Annotated in this window: 26 protein-coding genes and 2 tRNA genes; 16 read left to right on the top strand and 12 right to left on the bottom strand. The window is 40.0% G+C overall.

The features are described from left to right. Positions 1 to 15 precede the first annotated feature (15 nt). Positions 16 to 1,098: an NAD(P)/FAD-dependent oxidoreductase gene (locus F7B60_04780; GenBank protein ID MCE4614824.1), complete on the top strand. Its 1,083-nt coding sequence runs from the start codon at positions 16 to 18 to the stop codon at positions 1,096 to 1,098. Here F7B60_04780 and F7B60_04775 read toward each other — a convergent pair. Then, positions 1,085 to 1,633: a hypothetical protein gene (locus F7B60_04775; GenBank protein MCE4614823.1), complete on the bottom strand. Its 549-nt coding sequence runs from the start codon at positions 1,631 to 1,633 to the stop codon at positions 1,085 to 1,087. The two genes, F7B60_04780 and F7B60_04775, sit on opposite strands and share 14 nt — an antisense overlap. A gap of 81 nt (positions 1,634 to 1,714) precedes the next feature. Then, positions 1,715 to 2,032 carry a TRAM domain-containing protein gene (locus F7B60_04770; protein ID MCE4614822.1) on the bottom strand — a complete coding sequence of 106 codons (318 nt, stop codon included), beginning with the start codon at positions 2,030 to 2,032 and terminating at the stop codon, positions 1,715 to 1,717. A 161-nt stretch (positions 2,033 to 2,193) separates the two neighbouring features. On the opposite strand from F7B60_04770, the gene F7B60_04765 reads away from it, so the two are divergent. The 5 genes from F7B60_04765 (at position 2,194) to F7B60_04745 (ending at position 8,785) form a co-directional block, all read left to right on the top strand. Continuing rightward, a complete protein-coding gene (locus F7B60_04765; protein MCE4614821.1) occupies positions 2,194 to 4,482 on the top strand; it encodes a glycosyltransferase family 39 protein in 2,289 nt (762 codons plus the stop codon). Then, complete coding sequence (locus F7B60_04760) at positions 4,460 to 5,110, top strand: hypothetical protein (protein ID MCE4614820.1); 651 nt, start codon at positions 4,460 to 4,462, stop codon at positions 5,108 to 5,110. Before F7B60_04765 ends, F7B60_04760 begins: the two co-directional genes overlap by 23 nt. 104 nt (positions 5,111 to 5,214) lie before the next feature. Continuing rightward, positions 5,215 to 5,652 (top strand): OB-fold nucleic acid binding domain-containing protein, encoded by a 438-nt coding sequence (locus tag F7B60_04755; protein ID MCE4614819.1) that lies wholly within the window; start codon positions 5,215 to 5,217, stop codon positions 5,650 to 5,652. A gap of 110 nt (positions 5,653 to 5,762) precedes the next feature. Further along, a complete protein-coding gene (locus tag F7B60_04750) occupies positions 5,763 to 7,055 on the top strand; it encodes a molybdopterin molybdotransferase MoeA (protein ID MCE4614818.1) in 1,293 nt (430 codons plus the stop codon). Then, the gene (locus F7B60_04745) at positions 7,055 to 8,785 is read left to right on the top strand and encodes a molybdopterin molybdotransferase MoeA (GenBank protein ID MCE4614817.1); all 1,731 of its coding nucleotides are present in this window, start codon (positions 7,055 to 7,057) and stop codon (positions 8,783 to 8,785) included. The genes F7B60_04750 and F7B60_04745 overlap by 1 nt, the downstream gene beginning before the upstream one ends. Positions 8,786 to 8,904: 119 nt before the next feature. Here F7B60_04745 and F7B60_04740 read toward each other — a convergent pair whose 3' ends face one another. Beyond that, entirely contained in the window at positions 8,905 to 9,102 is a 198-nt protein-coding gene (locus F7B60_04740; GenBank protein ID MCE4614816.1) for a chromatin protein Cren7, read from the bottom strand. Between the two features lie 139 nt (positions 9,103 to 9,241). Then, positions 9,242 to 9,796: a hypothetical protein gene (locus F7B60_04735; GenBank protein MCE4614815.1), complete on the bottom strand. Its 555-nt coding sequence runs from the start codon at positions 9,794 to 9,796 to the stop codon at positions 9,242 to 9,244. Positions 9,797 to 10,310: 514 nt separating this feature from the next. Between F7B60_04735 and F7B60_04730 the strand changes: the two genes are divergently transcribed. Then, a complete protein-coding gene (locus tag F7B60_04730) occupies positions 10,311 to 10,589 on the top strand; it encodes a hypothetical protein (protein MCE4614814.1) in 279 nt (92 codons plus the stop codon). Here F7B60_04730 and F7B60_04725 read toward each other — a convergent pair. Both F7B60_04725 and iorA read right to left on the bottom strand, forming a co-directional pair. After that, complete coding sequence (locus tag F7B60_04725) at positions 10,560 to 11,141, bottom strand: indolepyruvate oxidoreductase subunit beta (GenBank protein ID MCE4614813.1); 582 nt, start codon at positions 11,139 to 11,141, stop codon at positions 10,560 to 10,562. The two genes, F7B60_04730 and F7B60_04725, sit on opposite strands and share 30 nt — an antisense overlap. A 12-nt stretch (positions 11,142 to 11,153) precedes the next feature. Continuing rightward, a complete protein-coding gene (gene iorA, locus F7B60_04720; GenBank protein ID MCE4614812.1) occupies positions 11,154 to 13,082 on the bottom strand; it encodes an indolepyruvate ferredoxin oxidoreductase subunit alpha in 1,929 nt (642 codons plus the stop codon). Between the two features lie 142 nt (positions 13,083 to 13,224). On the opposite strand from iorA, the gene F7B60_04715 reads away from it, so the two are divergent. The 3 genes from F7B60_04715 to F7B60_04705 all read left to right on the top strand — a co-directional run bounded on the left by F7B60_04715 (position 13,225) and on the right by F7B60_04705 (position 14,065). Further along, the gene (locus tag F7B60_04715; GenBank protein MCE4614811.1) at positions 13,225 to 13,545 is read left to right on the top strand and encodes a hypothetical protein; all 321 of its coding nucleotides are present in this window, start codon (positions 13,225 to 13,227) and stop codon (positions 13,543 to 13,545) included. Between the two features lie 184 nt (positions 13,546 to 13,729). Beyond that, a complete protein-coding gene (locus F7B60_04710; protein MCE4614810.1) occupies positions 13,730 to 13,882 on the top strand; it encodes a hypothetical protein in 153 nt (50 codons plus the stop codon). A 70-nt stretch (positions 13,883 to 13,952) separates the two neighbouring features. After that, a tRNA-Met gene (locus F7B60_04705) sits at positions 13,953 to 14,065 on the top strand. A 64-nt stretch (positions 14,066 to 14,129) separates the two neighbouring features. Here the strand turns inward: F7B60_04705 and cdd are convergent. Beyond that, positions 14,130 to 14,519 carry a cytidine deaminase gene (gene cdd, locus F7B60_04700; GenBank protein MCE4614809.1) on the bottom strand — a complete coding sequence of 130 codons (390 nt, stop codon included), beginning with the start codon at positions 14,517 to 14,519 and terminating at the stop codon, positions 14,130 to 14,132. Between the two features lie 67 nt (positions 14,520 to 14,586). On the opposite strand from cdd, the gene F7B60_04695 reads away from it, so the two are divergent. Then, positions 14,587 to 15,738: a MoxR family ATPase gene (locus F7B60_04695; GenBank protein ID MCE4614808.1), complete on the top strand. Its 1,152-nt coding sequence runs from the start codon at positions 14,587 to 14,589 to the stop codon at positions 15,736 to 15,738. Between the two features lie 2 nt (positions 15,739 to 15,740). Then, positions 15,741 to 17,129 (top strand): VWA domain-containing protein, encoded by a 1,389-nt coding sequence (locus F7B60_04690; GenBank protein ID MCE4614807.1) that lies wholly within the window; start codon positions 15,741 to 15,743, stop codon positions 17,127 to 17,129. On the opposite strand, the gene F7B60_04685 is transcribed toward F7B60_04690, so the two are convergent. After that, on the bottom strand, positions 17,126 to 17,977 hold the full coding sequence (locus tag F7B60_04685; GenBank protein ID MCE4614806.1) for a TatD family hydrolase: 852 nt from the start codon (positions 17,975 to 17,977) through the stop codon (positions 17,126 to 17,128). The genes F7B60_04690 and F7B60_04685 overlap by 4 nt on opposite strands. Before the next feature lie 75 nt (positions 17,978 to 18,052). On the opposite strand from F7B60_04685, the gene F7B60_04680 reads away from it, so the two are divergent. Together F7B60_04680 and F7B60_04675 are read left to right on the top strand one after the other, a co-directional pair. Further along, complete coding sequence (locus tag F7B60_04680; protein ID MCE4614805.1) at positions 18,053 to 19,072, top strand: AIR synthase family protein; 1,020 nt, start codon at positions 18,053 to 18,055, stop codon at positions 19,070 to 19,072. Positions 19,073 to 19,094: 22 nt separating this feature from the next. After that, positions 19,095 to 19,355 (top strand): hypothetical protein, encoded by a 261-nt coding sequence (locus tag F7B60_04675; protein MCE4614804.1) that lies wholly within the window; start codon positions 19,095 to 19,097, stop codon positions 19,353 to 19,355. Between the two features lie 12 nt (positions 19,356 to 19,367). Here F7B60_04675 and F7B60_04670 read toward each other — a convergent pair whose 3' ends face one another. The 3 genes from F7B60_04670 to F7B60_04660 form a co-directional block, all read right to left on the bottom strand. Continuing rightward, a complete protein-coding gene (locus tag F7B60_04670; GenBank protein ID MCE4614803.1) occupies positions 19,368 to 20,294 on the bottom strand; it encodes a malate dehydrogenase in 927 nt (308 codons plus the stop codon). 77 nt (positions 20,295 to 20,371) lie between these two features. Continuing rightward, a complete protein-coding gene (locus F7B60_04665) occupies positions 20,372 to 20,953 on the bottom strand; it encodes a DUF99 family protein (protein ID MCE4614802.1) in 582 nt (193 codons plus the stop codon). A 4-nt stretch (positions 20,954 to 20,957) separates the two neighbouring features. Beyond that, positions 20,958 to 22,190 (bottom strand): orc1/cdc6 family replication initiation protein, encoded by a 1,233-nt coding sequence (locus F7B60_04660; protein ID MCE4614801.1) that lies wholly within the window; start codon positions 22,188 to 22,190, stop codon positions 20,958 to 20,960. 121 nt (positions 22,191 to 22,311) lie between these two features. On the opposite strand from F7B60_04660, the gene F7B60_04655 reads away from it, so the two are divergent. Together F7B60_04655 and moaA are read left to right on the top strand one after the other, a co-directional pair. Further along, positions 22,312 to 22,388, top strand: a tRNA-Ala gene (locus tag F7B60_04655). A gap of 117 nt (positions 22,389 to 22,505) precedes the next feature. Continuing rightward, positions 22,506 to 23,504: a GTP 3',8-cyclase MoaA gene (gene moaA, locus F7B60_04650; GenBank protein MCE4614800.1), complete on the top strand. Its 999-nt coding sequence runs from the start codon at positions 22,506 to 22,508 to the stop codon at positions 23,502 to 23,504. On the opposite strand, the gene F7B60_04645 is transcribed toward moaA, so the two are convergent. Next, positions 23,440 to 24,225 (bottom strand): hypothetical protein, encoded by a 786-nt coding sequence (locus F7B60_04645; GenBank protein MCE4614799.1) that lies wholly within the window; start codon positions 24,223 to 24,225, stop codon positions 23,440 to 23,442. The genes moaA and F7B60_04645 overlap by 65 nt on opposite strands. Between the last annotated feature and the right edge of the window lie 2 nt (positions 24,226 to 24,227).

Below are 24,227 nucleotides of genomic sequence, written 5' to 3'. Positions count from 1 at the left end.
GTTGAAGTGATGATTATGACTGTGGATACTGTTATAGCAGGACTAGGAATAGCTGGTGCTCGCCTGGCAGGTTTATTGAGTAAAGCAGGCCTTAAGGTTAAGGCATTCGACCCGGATATTAGCTATAGGAAACCATGCGGAGAAGCAGTTCCAATAAATGAATATACAAAGTATATAGTGAGCAAATATACTGGTTATAGAGCATTAATTAGAAGGTTCAAAGTTGTTGTAGATGAGCGAACAATCTATGAAGAAGAGTTCAGCAATCCTTTATGGTATATTATAGATAAAACAAGACTGGTTTTGTCGTTGAGGAGAGAAGCGGAGGATCATGGAGTAGAATTGTCGTATACTCCATTCAAGCGGACACTTAACGGGGAGAAAACGTTAACTGTAGATGCTAGAGGACCCTTTTCCAGAGGATCGGAGGGAGCTGTCACAGTATATAGGATTATTTATCGTCCCCAGAAACAATGGCCTGAAGACGGGATTCTAGTTGAGTTTGATACGAGGAAGCTAGGTTTCTACTGGATATTTCCCAGTAATCCCTGGGAAAATACTGTTAATGCTGGAGGAGGGTTCTATGAGCTACCTAAACAGTATTTGCTGTTAAAGACAGTTGACAAATATATAAATAAAAAGACCGGTATCAAAGAAATTCACTCTAAAGCCGCATCTCTTGTTAGGATAAAACCCAAAATCAAATTATGGGATGATTACAGTAAGTCCTTAAATGTAGGTGAAGCAGCTGGTTTTCTAGTGTCTATTACTGGTGAAGGTATCAGACCAGGGCTTCTAAGCGCTGATTACTTGGCTATGGCTATTCTAGAGAATTTAGGTGATTTTAATGGTATAAAGGAGGCTTACGAGGAAAAAGCAGCAGGTTTAGTGAAGGAAACAGAATTGTCTGCTAGGCTTTTTGAGACTGTAGAGAAGGCAAATATTAACGAGAGGGGGAGGATTCTTTCTAACGTGCCTAAAGGATTCTGGAGGGATTATTTCAAGGCGAAGCTTACGCTTCCCGGTATAGTTCTTTCAGCACTAAAGGAGCCGTCGAGAGGTTTGAGATTACTACCCTACCTCTTCAGATTGTTCTAATTCCATTCAGTTTCTTGAGTATAACATCGGGATCGGATGTTCTTCCTTTAACTACTATTTCATATACGAACATATTTTTCTCAATTTTTATTGAGACACTAGCGTTATGAAGCTTCAATTCTATGCCTCCATCGTTTTTCTCTATTCTATATCCATTATTCTTCAAAAGCTTGATCAAGCTATCTAAATCAGCCTTGTTCTCCTCGAATCCTTTCTCAAGGTTTGATAATCTTGCCTCTATCGCAGAAGCGACCTCGGGAACATCCTTGTACTCTTCTTTAGCCATTTCAAGGATTTCTTTCATGATCCATACTGCTTTTTGGTTCCGGGCAAGTATTATTAAGTCATCGAAATCATTGCTCAATATAAAATCCGCTAGCTTATTGAGGTCACCGTCTATGCTTGAAAACCCGTATTTGATTTCCATTCTCCCCAATGTCTCTCTAAGATCCTCTACAAAGCTTGGCGGTAGTTTATCAGAGTTCTCTGCAAGAACGTGGTTAGCTATATTTCTGAGGAAATCTTTTCTCGCCATTCTAATCACCTAAGACAATAGTTTGAATCTATTGATATAAAACTTGGGAACAGTTTTTAATGGTTGCAACGAGTCAATAAATTAGAAAGGTTCTAGATCTCGGTCTCCATAGGATACGGCTTCCGCTATTATCGTATCTCCTCTGACGGTTTTTATACGTGCTTCAATAACTTCTCCTACAGTAGCGTTGCCTAGTATGATTACATTGTACCCTCTGTACTTGCCTATACCCCGTTCTTTATCATCTACATCTGCTATTTCTATCTTAATCGTTTGGCCAGATCTAGGACGGTTTTTCGTTGTGTTGTCTCTTGGCCGTGGCATGTTAGGGTATATGCTTAAACGCCTGATATCACGGGTGGAGATGTTGCTTCCTTTCTTATATCTATCCTTTACCATGGATCATATCCCTACGTTGGTTCCATTAAGTAGAGCGCCCGGGGAAGATTATATATGTTTATGAGGGGGAAATCCATTATAACGCGCCGCATGATGAGTATATGGCGCCGGCTGAATAGTGATTGGGCTGAGCTACTCTGACGGCTATAGGTGTTCTCCGAGTGAAAGAACGTTCAACTTTGCGGTTCAGTAAACTGGTAATAGGAGGGTTAATAGTATCCCTCTCAATCAGCCTTATACTCCTAGTTATACTTTACTATAATGCTGAGCTTCTAGCGGAGAACTGTTCGGGGGCATCATGCTATGTTAGTGATGAAGTATACTATGTAAATGTTGCGAGAAAACTCCTAATCAACATTTTCCACGTTCATAATAGAGAATGGTGGCCGAGTAGTAACTCTATTAAGCCGGCCTACTATAACCTCGAACACCCTCCGCTTGCTAAGTACTTTATAGGGCTTGCAATGCTATTGCTGGGAGATAAACCTGTTTCATGGCGAATTCCAAGTATAGTGTTAACATCTACTCTTCCGCTACTGGTATATGTTGCAGTTATACGGTATTTTAGAGGCGCAATCGGTGTTTTAGCCGGGATTCTAGCTTCAATTACTCTGTTGTTTGATCCCGTAATTCATACTATGGGAAGTTTAGCTATGCTTGACCCTTATCTCGCCTTCTTCTCAGTTTTAACATTTATACTAGCAGTATATGAAAAGAGGAGTTTGGCGGGAATATCCCTAGGATTAACTCTCAGTATTAAATACAGTGGCTATTTTCTTGCACCATTTCTCTATGTGCTGTTTAGGATGAAAGGGGAGAAACCGGGGAAAACGCTTTACTATGTACTAGTGCTTCCAGTTGCAGTGCTTCTAGTTCTGAATGCCCCTTTAATTATACATTTCGGTGTATCGACATGGATTAGTCAAAGCGTTATAGGGGCTATAGAATGGCATACAACATCAAGAGGACCCGGGCCTCCGGCTTCCTCTCCCTGGGGCTGGTTGTTGAACTCTAACTACTTCATCATGTCATTCGAACCCTTCAGGTACCTAGCGACGGTAAATAGTGTAGTTTATATAATCGCGTTACTCTCATCTTTCATTCTACTACCAATGTTTATGCCAGGTAAAACTCTCTATGGTATAGGTGCATTATTATCCATATGGTTAGGCTATGTTCTAACATTCGTGGCTGGAAACCACACACTATATAGTTTCTATACCATACAGTTGTCACCATTCGCTGCCATGGCTTTCTCGGAGGTGTTTATAGCATTATATCTGTTAATGGAGGGGAAGCTCGGCAAATCATATAGAAAGTATTTACAACCATATAGAAATGTTATCTTGAATGCTAAGTTTGATGAACTTCCAGAGGAATTCTCAATACTCCCATGGTTTACTAAGGATTATGCAGTGCCAGCATTCTTCATCTCAACTATAGCCTTCCTCGGCGGCATATTCTTCTTACAGAAACCAGCCTTCTTAAACGACTACATTGGAATAGGTTGCATTATAAACAAAGGTTACCCATCAGACCCTACGAAAACTGGGTTATACAATATTATATTCGCCACAATATTATTCCCGGTGATACTGCAGTTCTATAAACCGAAACATAGTAATCTGAGAAGACTATCGCCTAGCTTACTACTGCTATCAACTGGAATAATTCTATCCTCATTCAATGCTAACAGCCTTGTATCACCGCTTATACTAATAGCTGTTCTCTACCTGTACAGAAACCGATTGCTAGGCATGTACATGATGGGTTTGTCAGCATACTCCTTACCGGTTCTCATAGGTCTAGTTATAGCAGGGGTTTTCTTAGCTACCCCACTAGAATTTTTGTTACTGGGGCTAGGGGTTTTAACAGGCATTCTCCTAGCAATAGGATATTGTGGCAGCTCCCTTACACTTAGTAGTTTCCTGTATTTATTTAACTATAGAAGTAGTCTGAATATATTCAACCTGATAGGAGGATTAAGCCCTAGTGAGCAGGCAGTTATGCTTCTTTCATCAATAATTATATCATTGATACTTTTACATGATAGGAAACCGATTATACGAGTAGAAGTTAAAGGCAAGCCTATAGCTACAGACCATTTTGTCTTAGCATTTTCCACTGTTTCCATCCTAGTTTACTCAATGACAAACATGTTTAGCCCGGAAAGAATAGCACCACTCATGATAATGCTGGCATTATACGATGTATACTGTAAAAAAGGATTAGGATTTTACTCTGCACTAGCAAGTCTAGCAGGGATTTCATCTGTATATATTATTCCATATACCAATGAGATTTCAAAGATCCTATTCAAATATACACCATCTAACGGGCTAGACCCGTTTGCTCTTCATAATATCATTGGATGCGTATTTCATGTGATAATGATAGGATTAGTTCTCTATTGGTTAGGTGGACGGCATGACGATCAACTCACTGAATAAATGGATGGATGGCTTGGGAGTAGTTGATAGAACTGTCATATTAAAGAAACCCAGTAAACGGGTAGCTTTAGTCCTATCAAGCATTGTTTGCAGAAACATTAAATCGAGATATGATAGGAAGTTGATGTTTTATGACAAATATCTGGGTATAAACTTGTTCTTAAGAGAATGTGGATGTGACTATGAAGAAGCTAGCGATCCCTGCGAGGCTGATATTATTATTCTAAAACAATTGTCTAAGGGAAAAATACCTGGGAATCCTCGACTGATTATCGTGGAATGGACTAGAGGTTTTCAAGGATATAGCGGAATTGATATAGTGCTTTTCACTCAGACAGTGAAGCCTAGCCAATATGTTATGGAGGTGAATAACGTAAAATTCTTGGTTAAACTATCTAAATGCTCGATTGGGCAACCAGCCCTAGAAGACGAGAAGAGAACACTTCTTAACTTGATCCGTAAGACAATAGACGAGTATGGATATATCGACCAGGACGCTATCTTACGAATCGTTTCGTCCTTTTATAATGTGAGTAAAAGCCATGCACGTCATATAATGTATGAAATGGCCAAAGAAGGGCTGCTTATCCTCGGAAAAGATTATGTGGAAATTCCGTATTATGAGTAGTCTTTTATAGAATTGATACTTATGAAACATCCTGAGGGACATGTTTATATACTCTGTATGAGACAAGATAATCCGCACAAACCTAAAAGCGTGGAAGATGAGTCTTGGAAGGAGAGAATAAGAAAATATCCGAACTCAAACCTGATATGGATAACGTGTCTGTAAAAGCACGCGTTATCGAAACATTCGAACCTAAAACAGTTCAGACCCGAAAAGGAGAAAGAACAATAAGTGAAGCAATCGTAGGAGACGATACTGGAAGAGTCAAGCTAACCCTGTGGGGGGAGCATGCAGATACTATCAAAGAAGGTCAAGCCGTCGAAATCAAAGGTGGGTGGACCACCAGTTTCCGAGGAGAAGTTCAATTAAATGTTGGTTTCCGAGGAGAAGTTAACGAGATAAGCGATGAAGAAGTACCTCAAACTGAAGATATACCTGAAGAAGTGCCCAAGGGAGAGTCACAGAGAAGAAGATATGGTAGTTCAAGGAGATACAGCCAGTCAAGAGGCTATAGAAGAGGATACGGTAGTAGGAGCTACTAAGCATACACCATAATTATTCTCAGACCAGTTTTTATTGTTTTAAGACAACCTAGTCATACAAAACTGTTTTCTTTTTTTATTATCACCTGGTTTACATTTCGGTGGAGTTGTTGTCGTCGTATAGGTTTATGAGGAGGCTCAATAATGTAGACAAAGCTATAGAGTTGGTATATAGGTATTTGAAGGATAAATTAACTATAGAATCTAGGCATATTGATAGTAATGTAATAGGCTCTTATTCAGCTGAGGAAATTCGAGCTCATAAAGATATTCCTCCTACAAATAGAGCTGTAGTAGATGGATGCGCAGCATTATCCATTGATTTAGGGGGTACCTCACCAGAGGCACCAGTAATTCTTAGAAAGATCGGGTCAGTTTATGCAGGAGAGGCCGAAAGATTTATCTTGAATAGGGGAGAATGTGTGGAAGTAGCTACAGGTGCTGTTTTACCATCGAATGCTGATGTCGTTATCCCTGCAGAATATTTGATGGGTGCTGGTCAAAATAATATTGGAGTTATTAAAGAATTCAACTCTGGATACGGTGTTAGCCTAAAAGGTGAGGACTTGAAAACGGGTGAAATTCTTGTCAGAACAGGCGATGTTATACTAGAATACCATATCGCCATGATTTCAGCATTAGGCATTCCCAAGATTGAAATCTGGAAGCTTCCAAGGATATCTGTTGTTTCTACAGGGAGTGAGGTAATAGAGCCTGGACAGGGCTATAGTCCTGGAAAAATATATGATTCCACGAGAAGACTGGTAAAAGGATTTCTACGAAGACTAGGCTTTATTGATCTATTAGATTATGGTATAGTTCCAGATGACAAGGATACCATCAAGAGTGTTTTAGAAAAAGCAACGGGTAAGTCTGATGTGATCATAACTATAGGGGGTACTAGTGTTGGTAAGAAGGATACTACTATAAGGGTCATAGAGGAAATGAATCCGTTAACGCATCTTCACGGATTTGCTCTAACTCCGGGAAGACCTCTTGGTGTCACGAAAACTGGAACAGGCAAATTAATACTTTCTCTAAGCGGGATGCCGGTTGCGTCGCTTACGGAACTAATAGCTATAGTAGAACCTGCACTGTCGAAGGCTATTGGTAGAACAAATAGAATACTCCCTATCATTAAAGGAGTGTTGAGGAAGAAATTAGTGACTCATCCCGGGATGTTGAATTATGTCCGTTCTAAATTATCATGCGGTTCCGATGGAAGATTACATGTTGAACCCCTAAGACTTACTGGTAGCGGAATCCTTTCCACACTAAGAGACGGGCCGGGAATAGTGATCGTTCCTCCTGACATAACAGGATACAACGAAGGAGATATAGTCGATGTGATAATATACGACACAGATTCTTTAAGTTGTATGGAAAACAAGGGTGAAGCATAGTGAAGGGACGTAAGATATTCAAAAAATTAATCGAACCATCTGAAGTAATGAACGTTTTGCTGAAAATGACAAAGAAAACGTTTCTCAATGAGGTATTAAGTGAGAGTATAGAGATGAAAATAGAAGAAGCTGTAGGTAGATTGTTAGCTGAAAACGTGTATTCCCCAGCGGATCTTCCGTACTACCCGAGATCACTTGTCGACGGCTGCGCGGTCAAATCATCTGACACTGCACACGCCGGTGAATCTACACCTATAGAACTGAAATATAAAGGCCTAGTTCATGTCGGGGATAACCCAAAAGACAAAGTCACAGAGGGTTCATGTATAGAAGTAGATACTGGTGCTTGGATACCGGTAGGAGCCGATTCTGTGGTACCAATAGAATACGTGGAGCTTAGAGGAGACACTGCGATATTATCTAAAAGTAGCGGTATTGGAATGAACATTGCACTGCCCTCCACAGATATAGGTAAAGGAGACATGATCGCTTCTAAAGGAACACTTGTAACACCAGAGCTTGTATCATCTATAGCTTCAGTCGGTCTGGACGTCGTGAAGACGTCGCGTCCATTGTATGTATCGATAGGTAGTACAGGCGATGAACTAATTGAACCTGGAAAACCTTTGGAAGAAGGGAAAATATACAATTCTAATAGATCGTATCTAGTAAGCCGTATCAGGCAACTTGGAATGAATGTAATTGATTACGGTATAATTCCCGATAATCTAAATGAACTAGAGGCTCACCTATCTGATGCTATGAAGAAGTCTGATATAGTAATATTTACTGGAGGAACGTCGGCTGGACCTGAAGACGTTCTCTATAAGGCAGTTGAGAGAGTAGGGAAAATTTTGGTACATGGCCTCAAAATAAAGCCAGGTAAACCTACTATTATAGGTTTACTAGGAGATAAACCGTTTTTCGGGCTTCCAGGCAACCCTAGGAGCGCCTTAAACGTTTTCGAGGAGGTAGTGGAAAGGTACCTGTATAAAATGGGGTTAATGGTAAAGCCGGGTTTTATTATTAATACTTACGAGTTACCTGTTAACATTTTTGGAACTAGAGGTAGGAGAACCTATATTCCTATTTCAGTAGACAACACATACTTGTGGCCTGTTGCGAGAGATAGTTATATGATAGCCTCATATGCATGGGCTGACGGGTATATAGAAATATCGGCTGACGCGTATGCCCCTCTGACTAAGGGGGAGAAAGTAAGTGCTGTGTTACATAAGAATCCAGTGGGAACAATATACTCTCTCACGGATATAGGTGACTTAAGTAAATACTCTAGTATCATAGAAGGCTATATTGCTTCTGAACCATACAAGGTTATCCCTGTTCCAAGGGATCAGATAGATGAGAAGATTATAGGAAACCTTGAACATTTGATTGCAACTAATCTTGTAATGGATACTGGAAACAACACTGGCAGTAGATTATATAGACGCCTATACTCAAGGCATTTAGTAAGGATAGAGAGAAGCAGTAGATGCGAATATACTGGAATACGGTCGGGATACGGGTTTCTAGCCAAACAGGTCGATGGTGCTGTACTTTACCATCCAAGGTTTCAGGGCCTCTTGATATTATTTAGAAAAGGATATATGGACTGTGCTATTGTGCCCTCGGATTTGCTGGAAGAAAACAAGGATCTTCTAGGTTATACTACTGATATAATTGCTAAGGAAAACGTATTTCTGTCTTCAAAGCCTCATACTGAATAATAATTGCATAATTATTTCTTGCCTGTAAACAACTATTATGATAAATATAGGGCTGTGACGACTGCGCCGGAATCAGATGTTTAGTGAAGACAGAGAGATTTCAGCTGAGCCCTTTCATTTTAGTTGACTTCAGGGTAGTCAATAGGTACTTTTGCTTTGAAGAATCTTCCTGTGTGTGGACACTGAAATTGGCCCATCTTAAGGTTCTCCCTAATTTTCCACACTTTCTTGGGTACAAGACTCTCTTCTTTACCGGTATAAGGGTTGAATACATTTACTGGGGACAGTTTACTTAAGTTTTTTTCTTCTATTGTCATACCCGTCACCTTTATTGTAAGTTTCTTTCCATAAAGAATTATTTTATATATAATGTTTAATAAATTTTCAAGGCCTCTACCATTAGGGGAAACTCGGGTTTGAAGCGGTGAAATGAATTAAGTAAGAATCTATGGCATTTCAGCAAGAGATCATGCGTATTTTTGCGCAGTAACTTAAGGTATCCAAGATCTTCAAAAACATTGATTCCACATTCCTGAGGATATATTTGATTATTGTAAGGTTCTCATATACTTCATCTGGATTTGTCATATCAATTTCTATTAACTCGGATTTTTCTCTGCTGGGAAGATTAATTCTTAGAACTAAATCTTTGCCGATTTCAAGCGAGGATTCTTTCTCTTTTACTGTGACGCCGGTATCGATTATAGATAATGCAAAACTATTACTGCTATATTTATATATAGCAAATAGGTGTTCCTTGGCTATAAATCCTATATTGCCGCAATTTGTTGAGCAATATTCATCTTCTCCTTCTTTTACACATTTATCCGCAGACTTTGAAAGACAAGTTGTTTTCCCGTAGACAGTAGCGGTTTTAGATAAAATATCAAGTACTCGTGAGTATACGCTTCTCGTCATCGTGTTTTTCAGTCCCTCGGTTGAGATTGATGAAAGAACATCCTCGTACTTCTCCCCGGTTCCCTTCAATATTTCATTGACTTCTATTGCCATTTCATACACACCGGAACCATAGAATGAAGGTTCTATGGTATTAAAATGATAACCATAAGCAAAGCCAGGAAATGATGGTGAATGAGGTGTACTACTATCCCCATATCGATCTAGCTAAATGGGTTGATGGACGGCAAAGGAGTTCCTCTATATTTTTAGTAGCAGATATTCGTTGCAGGCAATCTTTGCAAACCCATCTTGACGGATCTATCTGTATAAGACATTGATCACAACCAAGTCTTCCACAGATGGAACAAGTATTTATCGCTAGCCGTTTACCGCAAAACTCGCAGAGAGTTTTAGAGCATATAGTACAAACTTGTTTCTCATTATCAAAGTGATCTTCACACACTGGGCGACCGCAAATTCTGCAAGTGGCAATTGCTGGTTTACCACAAATTTCGCATTTTATTCTCTGGTTTCTGTACATCTTCCCCGCCCGGAAGTATTACTTGTGTTTTACCAGGATACACCCAGATAAACAGTTTCACATAATTAAACATTGGGTGGGCATATGTATTTAGGGCATCAAGGTAAAGGCGTTTTCTCGACTGTTTTCAATGAAATAATAGAGGAAGAACTAAATGTCGTAGAGAAACGAATGGAAATATTCAAACGTAACCTCAGGAATCCTACTGAAGATAGAGAAATAGATGAGGTAAAGAGAATAGTCTATAGCGCGGTTCTATCGCATCTTAGAACAGAATATGGGGAGTTAAAGAAATATGGATTAACTATTGGGATGTTAAAGGTCTCTGAATCTTCAGAGTCTGTTGGTTTTACTGAAACCTAGTTCGAAAGCTCTCTCATTGATTTTAGGAGTTCTAAGTGTTCTGATAACCCTGATAACTGATTCCTTTGACAAGAAATCTTCTAGGAGACCTGTTGATAGAAGAGATCCTAGCAACACCATGTTCTGGGCAAGAGAGCTACCTGCTTCTTTGGCTATTGTTAGCGCGTCAACTAGGTAAATTTTATCCGCATGGCTAGAAACATATTCAATTAAATCGTTTCTTGCAGGTTCCTTTACACCAGGAACAGCTGGTTTAATAATCCTATCGTTAAGGACAGCTACACCGCCTTTTCTCAGATAGTAAAGGAATCTAGCGGCTTCAATAAGTTCCATACCTACGAGTATGTCAGCTCCTCCAACAGGTATTAGAGGCGCATAAACGTTTCCCATTCTAACGTGAACTTCAACGCTACCTCCCCTCTGGCTAAGACCGTGTGTTTCAGCAACCAGTACTTTAGTTCCACTAGCCACTGCGGCTTTCGCAAGAACGTTTGAAAGTGTAATGAGACCCTGTCCCCCAACTCCTGCAGTTAATATGTTAACTTTCTCCACTCCACTCCACCTCTAAATGTTCCATAGATCATACCACTCAGGATCTCCTTCCTTGGTCTTTACTATAGCATCAAATGGACATACCTCTGCGCAAACCCCGCAACCTGTGCATAGGGTTTCATCAATGTATGCTTTTTTATCGCCTCTAACCATTATTGCAGGGCATGTAAATGCATTGTAACATACTCCGCAGCCAGTACATTTATCGAGTATAACCTGGTATATTGGGTTGCTAACACCCTTTCTCGCAGCTCTTCTATCTATTTCAAGAGCGCAAGCTCTCCTAGCAACTAGAAATGCTGGTTTCCTATTCGTTTTTACATATTCTATCGCTTTATATATTGTTTTGAACGATTCGTCGATGTTGAAAGGATCAAACTCATCTACATACTTCAGCCCCACGCCTTTAGCCATCTCCTTAATACTGATGGGGTTGGTTTCTTCATAAGTGGCTGTGAGACCTGTACCTGGATGAGGCTGTTCACCTGTCATTCCAGTTACTCTGTTATCAAGTACTATAATAAGCTGTGGAGCTCGGTTGTATACAGCATTTACTAGTCCTGTTATTCCTGAGTGGAAGAATGTGGAGTCACCTATTATAGCAATAGGAAATTGTTGGTCGAGTGTGTGAGCGAAACCATTTCCTAAACCAATGCTTCCCCCCATTTCTATTATTGTATCTTGCTCTTGGAATGGGGGAAGTACTCCGAGGCTATAGCATCCTATATCTCCACTAAAGACTGGTTTTACTTTAGCTTTATTAACAGCTTTTCGCAATGCATAGTAAGTGCCTCTATGCGGGCATCCAGGGCACATTGCTGGTGGCCTAGGAGGTAACTCTATTTGTGCAGTCAAAGGATTATCCCCGGAAATATTTAATGGTACAGTTTCTATTCCATGGAATTTAGCTATCGCTCTAGCTACTTTATCAAGGCTTAATTCTCCTATAATTGGAACAAGATCCTTGCCTTTTACTGGTACGTTTAACCCCATGTCATATGCTTTACTTTTGACCTGCATTTCAACTACAGGCTCTAATTCTTCGATCACTAAAACATCCGTAGAGTCTTTTAAGGGTTCTAACATATCATATGGTATAGGAAATGGAGTTGAAAGTTTAATTAAAGTGGTCTTTTCATACAAGCCTAGGGATTCAAGTGCTTCCCTCGTATAAGAGTAGGATAATCCTGATGCAATTATGGTTTTTTTACTCCCAGGATTCTCTATTCTATTGAACGGTTTAAACCCTTCTAAAGCTTTGACAATGCTAGGCCATTTCTCTATAAGTATCTTTCTTCTATTCCTAGCATGTGCAGGTATCATTGTGAACCTGGGTCGATCTTTTTTGAAGAAGCCTTTCACCTTAGGTTGAGATAGTTCACCGATTTTAACCGGCCCTCTTACATGGGATATTCTAGTAGTTGTCCGGAAGAGTACGGGGTGTTCTTGGGTTTCACTGAAATCGAAGAGAGTTTTAACTAATTCCTTAGCTTCTTTAGGTTCACTAGGTTCAAAGACTGGAATATAGCTTTTTAACCCGAAAAACCTATTGTCCTGTTCGTTCTGACTGCTCCACATGTTCGGATCATCAGCTGTGACTATAACAGTCCCTCCTACAACACCAGTATAAGAAAGAGTCATAAATGGGTCAGCAGCAACATTTAACCCAACGTGCTTCATAACAGCCATGGATCTTACTCCAGTGAGTTGAGCACCGAAAACTGCTTCCAATGCTACTTTCTCATTAGTGCTCCACTCAACATGTATTCCAACATCCTTAGCTACTTTCGCTAGTGTTTCAATTATCTCGGTTGATGGTGTGCCTGGATATCCTGCTACAAAACCCACACCAGCCTCTAAAGCACCTCGAGCTATTGCCTCGTTTCCTAGGAATAAACGCGTACTTCCTGGGGGAGATAGAAGTTCTCCTTTACTAACCATTAATACGCACCAATTCTATGGATTTACTGTTGCGTGTTTTTATCTTAATCCTAGCCTTCAAGAATAGAATGATGTAAAACTGTTTTCACCCGGTTAACTTTAAATAATTGTTTCTGTAATAGATATTATACGGTGTAAAACGATGGATAATGAAATAGTATATGAGGATAGGGACGTTATAGTGACGGAAGCACCTAGAGACGATGAATTAGAGAGGTTGGTAATTGAGATGTTGGACAAAGCAAAGAGGCCAGTTTCATGGAGAGAGCTTAAGAGAATGTTTAGTGGAATTGCTGGTGAAGACAGGCTCCGGAAGACCATATATAGGCTAAAAGTTAGGGGGGATGTAGTAGAACTAACTGGAACTAGGTTTATTCTCCCCAAATACTTGGAACATATAGATTACTCCAAGATCAAAAACCCTGCCGCGGTTACACATACAGGACTAGAGAGTATAGCATAGTATTCTTTATATAACTAGTGATCCGAGTATCTACTATTCAACTCGCTGTAATTATACTATCAAGCATCTCCTTGCCAAAGAAGACAATAAACCTCTAATCTATTTCAAATCTTTTTCTAAATTTTTCAGCACAGTAGTTTTTTTGATATCCAGCTATATCAGATAGTATGATTGAGGGATGATTATGGGGTATAACAAAGCTAAGGCAAAAGTCATTGATAAGGGCAACACTGTTAGGGTTTCAGTCCCAGGAGGAATGGATGCGGTGATTCCGAAATCCAGTTTATGTAAATTCTTTAAAAGATATAATTTAGAAGCAGATAGCATTAAATGTTGAAAGGCCATCTTCTACTAGGTTAAAAATAAAAATCAGGCCTTTCCAATTTAATGAGTCTGGCGGGGAAAAAAGCGGGGTAGGGTAGCCTGGAAGCCCGCGGGGCTCATAACCCCGAGGTCGGTGGTTCAAAACGGAGCGGCTACTCTAATAGGTTGCTCCGGGAAAGTCCACCCCCCGCTACCATACTTATGCGGGGCCCCGCCATCACACTTCTATTCTTCATGGAAACTTATGGTTAGTAACTAGTTTAGATTTTTAGATTAAAGTGGTCGGGAAGAAGTTCTTTTAGAGTCCACTGTTTCTTTCTGCCTGTAGAGAGACTGTATGATATAATAGTAGCTGTCGGGTTAAACTCCGCTATGACCTGTCTACATGCCCCACAAGGACTTACAGGTTCGTCTGTTTCAGTGAATATGTGAATTCTCTCTATGTCTCTATGGCCATTTGATATGGCATTGAATACTGCCGTTCTTTCGGCACATATGGTTAAACTATAACTAGCATTTTCTATGTTCACGCCTTGGAAAAGTTCCCCCAATCTTGTTTCAGCAAAAGCGACAACTTTGAAGTTAGAGTAAGGTGCATATGCGTATGATATTAGTTTTCTTGCAAGCCCAAATAATTCCTCTTCACTCACCAATATTATCTCTCCTAGTAACTCTTTTTAGTCGTGGGATATATTTAGGGTGAAGGGATAAAACAAGTTGAGTGTGACGACAGTAGATAATGATTTGCTGAGAAAGCCTCGGCTGTTTTATGATAAACTTAGGGAGCCTTTTGTAGGGAGAGATGAAGAGGCTCTCACAGTAGTTCTAGCTTTGTTATCTGGCGAACATGTGATTATTATCGGGGAACCAGGTACTGCGAAAAGTGCACTAGCTAGAAGAGCTGCTAGGCTTCTAAACGTCAAGTTCTTCAAGTATCTGCTTACTCGGTTCACTGAACCCTCAGAACTCTTTGGCCCACTTGACATAAACGCATTAAGAAAAGGCTTTTACAAGAGGATTACTGCAAATAAATTACCAGACGCGGAAATAGCTTTTCTCGATGAAATATTTAATGCTAATAGTGCTGTATTGAACAGTTTGCTAAGCATTCTACAGGAGAGAGTGTTATATGACGGTTATAGTGAAATAAAGGTTCCGCTCTGGTCTCTTGTAAGTGCCAGTAACAGAATACCTGATGAACCTGAGTTGGACGCATTATATGATAGGCTCCTATACCGTCATATAGTGAAACCGGTGCCAGAAGAACTTTGGGAGAAACTCTTAGATAGATCTTGGGGTATTGAAAAAGGAGAGTTCGAAGATGTAAAACCGGTCATGACTTCTAGTGATCTACTAGAGCTGTATAAACTAGTTTTTCAGATTAATTTAGGGGGTATCAAACAAAGCTTGCTTAGGCTATTCGCTATACTAGAAGACAACGGTATGCACCTAACAGACAGACGTAAGGGCAAAGCATTGAAAGCCATTGCTGCACACGCAATATTTGAAGGAAGATTGAAAGCCAAGATAGAGGACCTCTTTGTTCTGAAATATATCGCTCCGAGGGATGCAGAGGACTTTGATAAAATAACGAACATATTGTTAGAAGAGTTGAGAACCCCTGAGAAAATATTGGCTGAACTAGAAGAGATTGAGCGGAATGTAGGGATCATAAGAAGAGAGGTTGAGAAGCTCAAGAGTTTCGATCCTAAGCTTGTAGAGATATACAGGAGCCTCAAAGCTGCGAGAAGGAGAGTTGCAATGATCTCCAGAACAAGCGATGATCCCAGGGTTGTCGATAAAGTTGATTCTTTAATCAATAAGGTTGACGATTTGCTTGATGAAGTAACGAATAAACTAGGAATGTAGTCATGAATGTAATTGGAGTCAAGAAAGAAAGGGAAAGAAGCCTTCTTGAAGGCCTAGATATAAGTGATCCCCTGAAAAAATACAGGGGATCACGCATCGTTAGAATCGCGAGGAAAATAAGTGAATCAAAAACAGGCTATCCTAGCGTGAAGATTTCACTAGAACTAGCAGAAGAAGTGTACTATGCTTTCTTCATACCTTACCCCATTTTCAGAAGCAACCTAAGCTTTGATGAGAAAGATTTCTATTACCGGTATGTTATCTTAAGCACTTTGCTAGGTAGTGAATCCTTTCAAAAAGCTAAGGTATATACAATAGCAGATCCAGTAGCCTCTACTGTAGCAGCCTCCATCTTCCTCCATAATCTAGTCCTTGAACTACAGAAACAAGCCGGCTTCCCCGGTGAAGGAGGCTACTCTAGAAAGGGAGAACAATCCTCAATGTCTAGTTCTAAGGATGAAGGTGAGCCGAAGAATATAGAAGATCAGAAGCTGAAAAAAGCAGTTGAATCCTCGTTAAATAAGACAGTGAAGTCTGTTAAAGCTACTAAAGAACTGGCAGCATTCGTTAAGAGCTTCACTTCGGGATTATCGTCTATAATGACGTTAGAGGATGCTGTACCAGAACTAGTCAGAATGGCGGAGAAAAGTGATGTAAAGCAATTACTAGATAATCTTTCAGGGTTTGATATGGGAAAGGTTAGATTTTCAAGGATAATTGATAGGTCAACTAAGGGTGAAATAATAGGTCTTGAATCCGGAACAGATCTAGAGAGGCTTCATCCTTCACAACTAGCGTTACCTGAAATCATGTTCTTAGCTAATTTCGCTAATCAGAACATGTTATTGTATGAGAAGGGATTACCAGCCAGGCAAGGCCCTGTATACGTATTGCTCGATAAAAGTGGGAGCATGACTGGGAAGAAAATGATATGGGCTAAAACTGTGACACTAACGTTATTTAAGAGAGCCATATCCGAGAGTAGATGGTTTATGATAAGATTCTTTGACAGCGTCCCATATCCGTTATATAAAATTAGTCCTAGAGCTAAGGGGAGAGAAGTTGTTAAACTCATAGATTATATGATGAGAGTGAAACCACAGGGTGGTACTGATATATCAAGAGCCATAAGGACAGCTGTGCAAGATGTCGTGGAGACTAAGCAGAAAAGACTCAAGCCTGGCGATATAGTCTTGATAACTGATGGTGAGGATAGAATTAATACTGTTGATATAAAGAAAACCTTAGGTAAAGCTAACCTGAATCTTGTAGCGGTAATGATTAGTGGAGATAACGAAAGTCTAAGACAAGCCTCTGACTACTATATGAAAGCCTATAAACTTAGTGATAAGGAAGCCTTGAAGGTAGTCTACTATAAAAGAGAGCACTAAATACTAAACACTTCACGGGGAATATCCAAGTTTATCTTACATAAGTATTCCTCGTCAACCTTACCCTCATGTAATAAGGATTCCTGCATTTCAACGGCAATCCATGGATAAACAGTACTGAACCCTCTATTATCATCAACGAAGTCGCTTTCCAGCATGTATACTGGAGGAATCCGGCTGAATAAATACTCTAGAAGAGGCTTCTTTACTCCCGGCACTGTAGACATGTATCCTTTTTCGTATGCTTGGATTGCCATTGAGGGTTTACTGTGATGGAATATTATCCTTCTACTAGGCTTCCCCACAGTTTTCATAATTGTTTCGTGAATTATAGCAACAGTAGAATGCTCGTTGTTTTCTAAGTGCATCTGAATAGGACATTCATAGTCACCCGAAATCTCAAGAGCTTTCTCTAGTATTTGGTGGGATATTAATGCTCTATCTGGAAAAGTCTTGTAGTGCTGATGGCCGACTTCACCAATACCGTCTAGTTCTCCATTAACACACTTGTTTTTTATTATACTAAGAATTTTCACCCCCATTTCGAGTACTTCAAGCGGTTTGAGCCTGTAGTGATCTATAAGCCTATCAATTTCAGCGGGATGAAAACCAGAGAAGCATTTTACTTGGATACCTATATTTAAGGCTTTTCTACATTCCTTGGTTATCATTTCCATAACTTTCTCATAATTATGTAGGCTAGGTTCTAAACCATAGTCCCATGGAGGAAGACTCAGAAAACCTAGAAACCATATACCCGCCTTTTTCGATTTAAAAGCTATTTTCTCCCCCCCTAGTCCCTTTATAGGATTTGGGTGTAAATGTGGATCCGCATAACTGCATTTCATTTATACCCGCCTCCTCCTTCAAGGATAAATTGAATTATTCGGGTTTAATAGACCTAAGGTAATTAGTGTTGAGGAATGGAGGATGAGTTCATTAGTGTAGGGAAGGTACCCTATTCTATTCTTCAAAAAATACTTGATCTAAATTCTGTTAGTGAGAGAAAGGAAGTTATCGTCGGTCCTAGTTTAGGTGAGGATGCAGCTGTTATTCGTATAGATGATACTGATTATGTCATAGTGGTTCACACAGACCCCATAACAGAAGCCTTCTCGAAGTTAGGTTGGCTATCGATTAACGTTGCTGCAAACGATATTGCTGTTACTGGAGCCCGGCCATCCTGGTTTACTGTAACCATCTTAATGCCGCCGGGTTCCATCGGTAAGGATATTATTAACTTGGCTAGTGAAATCTCCTCGGCAGCCCGTAGTTTGGGAGGTGTAGTAGTGGGAGGGCATACAGAGGTTTCTCCTGGAATAAGCAAACCCATACTAATAACTACAGCTATAGGAGTAACTAATACAAACACGTTCATAAGGACTGGGGGGGCTAAACCAGGAAGCTTTGTTTTCCAAGTAAAGCCTGCTGCACTAGAGGGAACTGCAATAATAGGTCATGATTTTTATGATAAATTAATTTCTCGAGGAGTACCTGAGCATATAATAGTCAATGCTAGGGGATTCATTAATGAAATAAGTATTGTGGAGCCGGCTGTTGCTCTAGCTGAAAAAAGACTTGTTGAGTCTATGCATGATCCAACAGAGGGAGGCCTGATTGGTGGTTTAATAGAACTTGCTAGAGCTTCAAATGTTTCACTTAATATCGAAGATAGTAAAATCATTGTCAGAAAAGAGACTATGATTATCTCTGAGGCATTAAACATTAATTGGATGAAACTAGTTAGTAGTGGAGCTATAATTGGGACGTTAAAGCCTGAATACGTTGACGAGGCGTCGAATATTGCTGAGAAAACGGGCTTCGAGTTTTCTATTATAGGAAAGGTTTTAAGATATTCCGGATTTGACGTCTTTCTGGAAAAAGAAGATAAATTCTATAACGGCTATATCAGAGACGAGATATCAGGATTATTCGACAAATGACTCTAGTTGGGTGTATGCTCTGATGAACAGTGTAAAAGAATGCGACGATCCACCTTGTATTCACGTGATCTTTGATGTTCGGAGGAAAAGATATGCTGTGTTCTTGGAGGACTCTGAGGGAACGGTTCTTTATATACCTACAAGTAAAGTTGAACGTGCCTACAATTTAATCGTTGAACTGAAGTCAAAACACTTCAAGGAAGCTGTAGATATAGAAATAGATGAACTGGCTAGAAAGTACCTAGGTGCCGAGATAGTTGAGGAAGAGGGATTTGAAGAATAAAAAAGAATAAGTTTAGCTTAGATACTCCTTTGGCACTTGACCTAGGTTTGCTCTTATAGCTTCTACGCTCTCTAGGAAACCTTTCTTCTCTTCTTCTGTCAAGGGTAGCTCGATTATCTTTTCAACACCATTCCTTCCTAGTATAACGGGGACTCCTGCTGTTACATCCTTTACTCCGTATTCCCCATCTAGATAAACGCTTGCAAGGAATACCCTCTTCTGATTCTTTAGAATAGACTCCGCCATAACAGCAAGTCCTGCTCCTGGACCATAATTGCTACTGTAACCTCTTAGGTTGGTGATAGTAGCACCTGCCTTTACGGTTTCATCCACAATTTCGTTTATAGATTGTTCATCGAGCAGAGTGGTTAATGGTGCTCCTCCAACTGTTGATAGTCTAGGAACAGGGAACATTGCCTGACCGTGCATACCTAGGACTATAGGTACTATTGATGAAGGTGAAGCACCTATTTTTCTACTAGCATAATATGCTAGTCTGCCGGAATCCAATACTCCACTAAATCCAATAACGCGGGATCTGTCCCAACCCAGCCTCTTATACATTAGATATGCCATAGCGTCTAGTGGATTGGTTGTCAGCATTACAATGGCGTCTGGAGCATATTTCTTTATTTTCCCGGCAATATCTGCTATAACACCGGCGTTTTTAGCCGCGAGTTCTTCCCTCGTCATACCAGGTTTCCTGGGGAATCCCGCTGTAACTATTACTAGTTTGCTCCCTTTCATCGCACTGAAATCTGTTGATCCTTCTATTCTCACGTTTATACCTAAGATCGATAGTGCATGTGACAAGTCGAGTGCTTGGCCTTGCGGAACTCCATCAATAACATCGAGTAACATTAAATCATCGAGTTTCTCTAAAGCCATAAATAATGCTGCAGAGGATCCTACCTTTCCAGCTCCTATTATTGTGATCATGTTTTCCACCTATCCAGAATATTTGGTATCGGTTCAATTGTTTTCACACGTACATTTATATGTTTATTATACCTGTTTCAACGGAATAGCCTAGATAGACTCGAAGTTGTCATATGAGCTGTCCTAAGCGGTTCTAGGAGATTGGTGTATACTTGGTAGAATTCTACTATGCTATTCAAAAAGTATTTGTCTTCGACTGTAGATACTACATAAGAAGTTCCTTTGTTAGTAGTTATTTTCGTTAGTTTAGCCAGCTGGGACTTGATCAACCGTACTCTTAAATGGGGAAAATCTAGGTGTTTAAATACGGTATCAACTAGAAGATCAGCATTTGGTTTATACGGATAGAACGCTATAACATCCATTCCCGTTTGCTGTTTAATCAGGTTTACAGAGGCAATATTAAATCCTGCAAAAATTATAGTATCCAATAGAATAGTTGGTTTTACAAGCGAACAACCTTTTTTACCTTCTATTAGCTTGATTGCAAGGCCTGATATTATAGAAGAAGAATCTAACCCGTCGATCCTTATATGAGAAAAGTCTATGTCTAAAGGGAACATGTCCTTGTAGAGTATGCATCCTACTAGAGTGAAACCTTTTTTTGCATTCCCTACTTTGTGAACGAATCCATCATCGCATGCTATTATACAGGGCAATTTTCTATATACCTAAACTTTTTCTTATTTTATCAAGCACAGGAGATTCTCCCAGGAATGGTTCTTCGCTTATAACATCTATAATTGTTCCTACGTCGGATTCTAGTGACACTACTCTTGTTTTCCCGTATCTACCTTTACTGACGAGCCTAGCAGAAATGAGGCCCAACATGTCTAGATCAGAAATTATATCACTAACCCTCCTTAGCGTCACAGGATCTAGTCCTATATCTAATGCCGTTTTCTTGTAAATATCGTATATCTCTCCAGTGGTTCCGTAGCGTCTACCGCCTAGTGTGGATTGAATTACGGATAAGAGAACAAGTTTACCGTGAAGAGGGAGAGTCCTCGTTATCTCAGTTAACCTATTTTTCTCTAATTCTACTCTTGCCATTTTCACATGTTCCAGTCTAACTCTGTTTTCTCCTAACCTGTCAGCGAGTTCTCCAGCTATTCGCAGTAAGTCAAGGGCTCTTCTTGCATCTCCATGCTCTTTAGCTGCATATGAGGCGCATAATTCTATTACACCGTTCTCTAGGACGCTTGAAGCAAAAGCCTCGTCCGCTCTGTTTTTCAAAATATCTATCAGTTGTTCAGTCTTATATGGAGAAAATACCAGTTCCTCTTCCCCTAGACTACTTTTAATCCTAGCATCCAAATGTTCTACAAAGTATATGTTGTTAGTTATACCTACGAGGGAAATACTTGAACTCTTTAGCTCGCTATTCATTCGAACAAGCTTGTAAAGCAGATCATCACCATGTTTCTTTACAAGGAAGTCTATTTCGTCTAGAACAGCAATTAGAATGATATCTTCTTCGCTATTAAGCCTCTTAACTATCCTGGTAAGAACTTCTCCTGTTGACAGACCAGTAAACGGTATTTGCACGGATAAGGACTCTGCGATATCAGCTAAAACCCTATAAGGCGTATCCCGCTGTCTCAGATTAACGTATACGTATCGAGTTCTAACACCTAGCTCACCAGCTTTTCTCACTAGTTTGTCTAGAACGTATTTCGCTACAGCTGTTTTCCCAGTGCCTGTTAGGCCGTATATGAATATGTTACTAGGCTTTTCTCCTTTTAAACTGGGAGCAAGAACTAACCCAAGTCTCTTAATTTCCTCATCTCTATGGAGAAGCATTGTTGGTATATAGTCCGGTAGTAGTACTCTTCTGTGCCTGAAAACAGATTTCTTGAGGGTTCTATCGAAGACTTCGTCAAGTATATCATCCATTACTGAGCATCCTCCACAAGTTCCATTAGAACACTACCATAAATAGGTTTATAAGAAGTTTGGGCGGCAGGGAAAGCGTTATAAAACCATAATTGAATGGATACGTATAATATGGAAGAGTGGGCCGGTAGCTCAGCTTGGAAGAGCGCTCGGCTTGCACCCGAGAGGCCCCGGGTTCAAATCCCGGCCGGTCCACCAAACTTTTCAATCACATTCTATGGAACACGAACTATTCACATTTAATCTCTAATAATACCACATTAGATCCGGCGGCTTGGCTTTGGAATGCTGATGTACGGTGTTCGGATGATGGTATTGATTGACAATTTCGGGCGACCGCTACTGAATCTCAGGGTAATAGTAACGGATGAATGTAATTACCGTTGTCTCTTTTGCCATATAGAAGGAGAACCTTTAGACTCTCCAATTCCTCCAGGAATGGCTAAGAGTTTAGGTTACCTTTCACTGGAAGAATATAGTTTAGTAGCTGAAGCAGCATCCCGGGTGGGGATTAATAAAATAAAATTCACCGGCGGGGAGCCCCTTCTAAGGGGGGAACTACCTAAAATCATAAATGTTTTCAGAGAGTATGGCTCCTTTAATGACTTATCTTTAACCACGAATGGTTATCTCTTAAAAAACCTTAGTAGCCTGTTGAGGGAGGCTGGCCTGGATAGATTAAATGTGAGTTTGCATACTCTTAGGCCAGAGACGTATAAGTTCATAACAGGTGTTGATGCGCATCAAAGAGTGCTGCAAGGGATTGATAAGGCTATACAAACCGGTTACCGGCAAATAAAGATAAACATGGTCGTTATGAGAGGGATAAATGATTCTGAGATACCTAGTATGATAGAATTTGCATACGGAAAGGGCCTAGTTCTACAGTTAATAGAACTTCATCCTGTGGGGCTTGGGAAAGAGAATTTCGGCAAATACTATGTACCTTTAAGTGGAGTTGAAAGTTATCTACACGAAAGAGCTGAAACGATGATGATTAGAAAAGAGTTACACAATAGGCCTATCTATATTCTGGATAATGGTGTGAAAGTAGAAGTAGTCAGGCCGTACAACAACTGGAGATTCTGTATGGGTTGCACGAGAATACGAATCTCCCCTATCGGAGAACTATTCCCTTGTATAAACTGGTTTGGTCCGAGGCCTAATATTAGAAGCTATATTAGAGGCTTGGGAGAAAGGGAAGATAAAATTCAAGCTGTTGTGAATGCTGTAAAGAAAGTGAATAAACTTAGACGTCCGTTTTATAAACCACCTCATTATCAGGAGGAGGCCTATAAAATGGAGGAGATGTAAGTCCTATGGCATTAATCATGTATCCTAGAACCCAATACGAAAGGAGGCGGTAAGGTTCGTAGGAAAGTAGGACTAAAACTATTATTGATGCTTGAATGAGGAAGCCTCCTATAACCAGGGATACCTCCCTTCGAAACAGGCATTTATCACCGGTTTCAATAATGCTTGATATGAATAGTATATATGTTAATGTTGTTAGAATCGGAACTAGAGCATTTGATGAGATTAGTAGTATAGGAAATAAAGCAGTTAATGGTAGAAGGGAATGAATTTTTTTTGAAGAAGCCAAAGGCATTAAGGATAACAAGGAAAGTATAGCTAAATAATCGGTGGTGTGGAGAGGATAGGATACACCCTCAATGGCTAACGTAGTTATGGACGCTAAAGCTACTAGATCTCTCCTTACTAGAGCTATAAATGCTGTTATCAGGGACAAGAATATTAGGGCTGTTAGTACCGTAAGGTTTTCCATTACAAATATTTCAACAATGTATGTCAGGTCGAATAATATGATACATAATATTTCAATAAGCGATATATTGGGAGTTCTCCACTGCAAGTATACGACACTCGTTGACAGAGCAAGAGCTATTAGTAATAGGTTATCCAGTATTCCTAGGAGAATAATTGATATCATAAGAAGCCCGGTGGTGAATATGAGTATTAAAGCGCTTATATAGCTAATATTTAGTCTACCAGCCTGCTTCTCTCTCACAGTCATCG

Source organism: Candidatus Tiamatella incendiivivens (genome assembly GCA_015522635.1).
In the GTDB taxonomy this organism is placed as follows: Archaea; Thermoproteota; Thermoprotei_A; order Sulfolobales; family Acidilobaceae; genus Tiamatella; species Tiamatella incendiivivens.
This window is presented reverse-complemented; position numbering and strand designations above follow the sequence as displayed.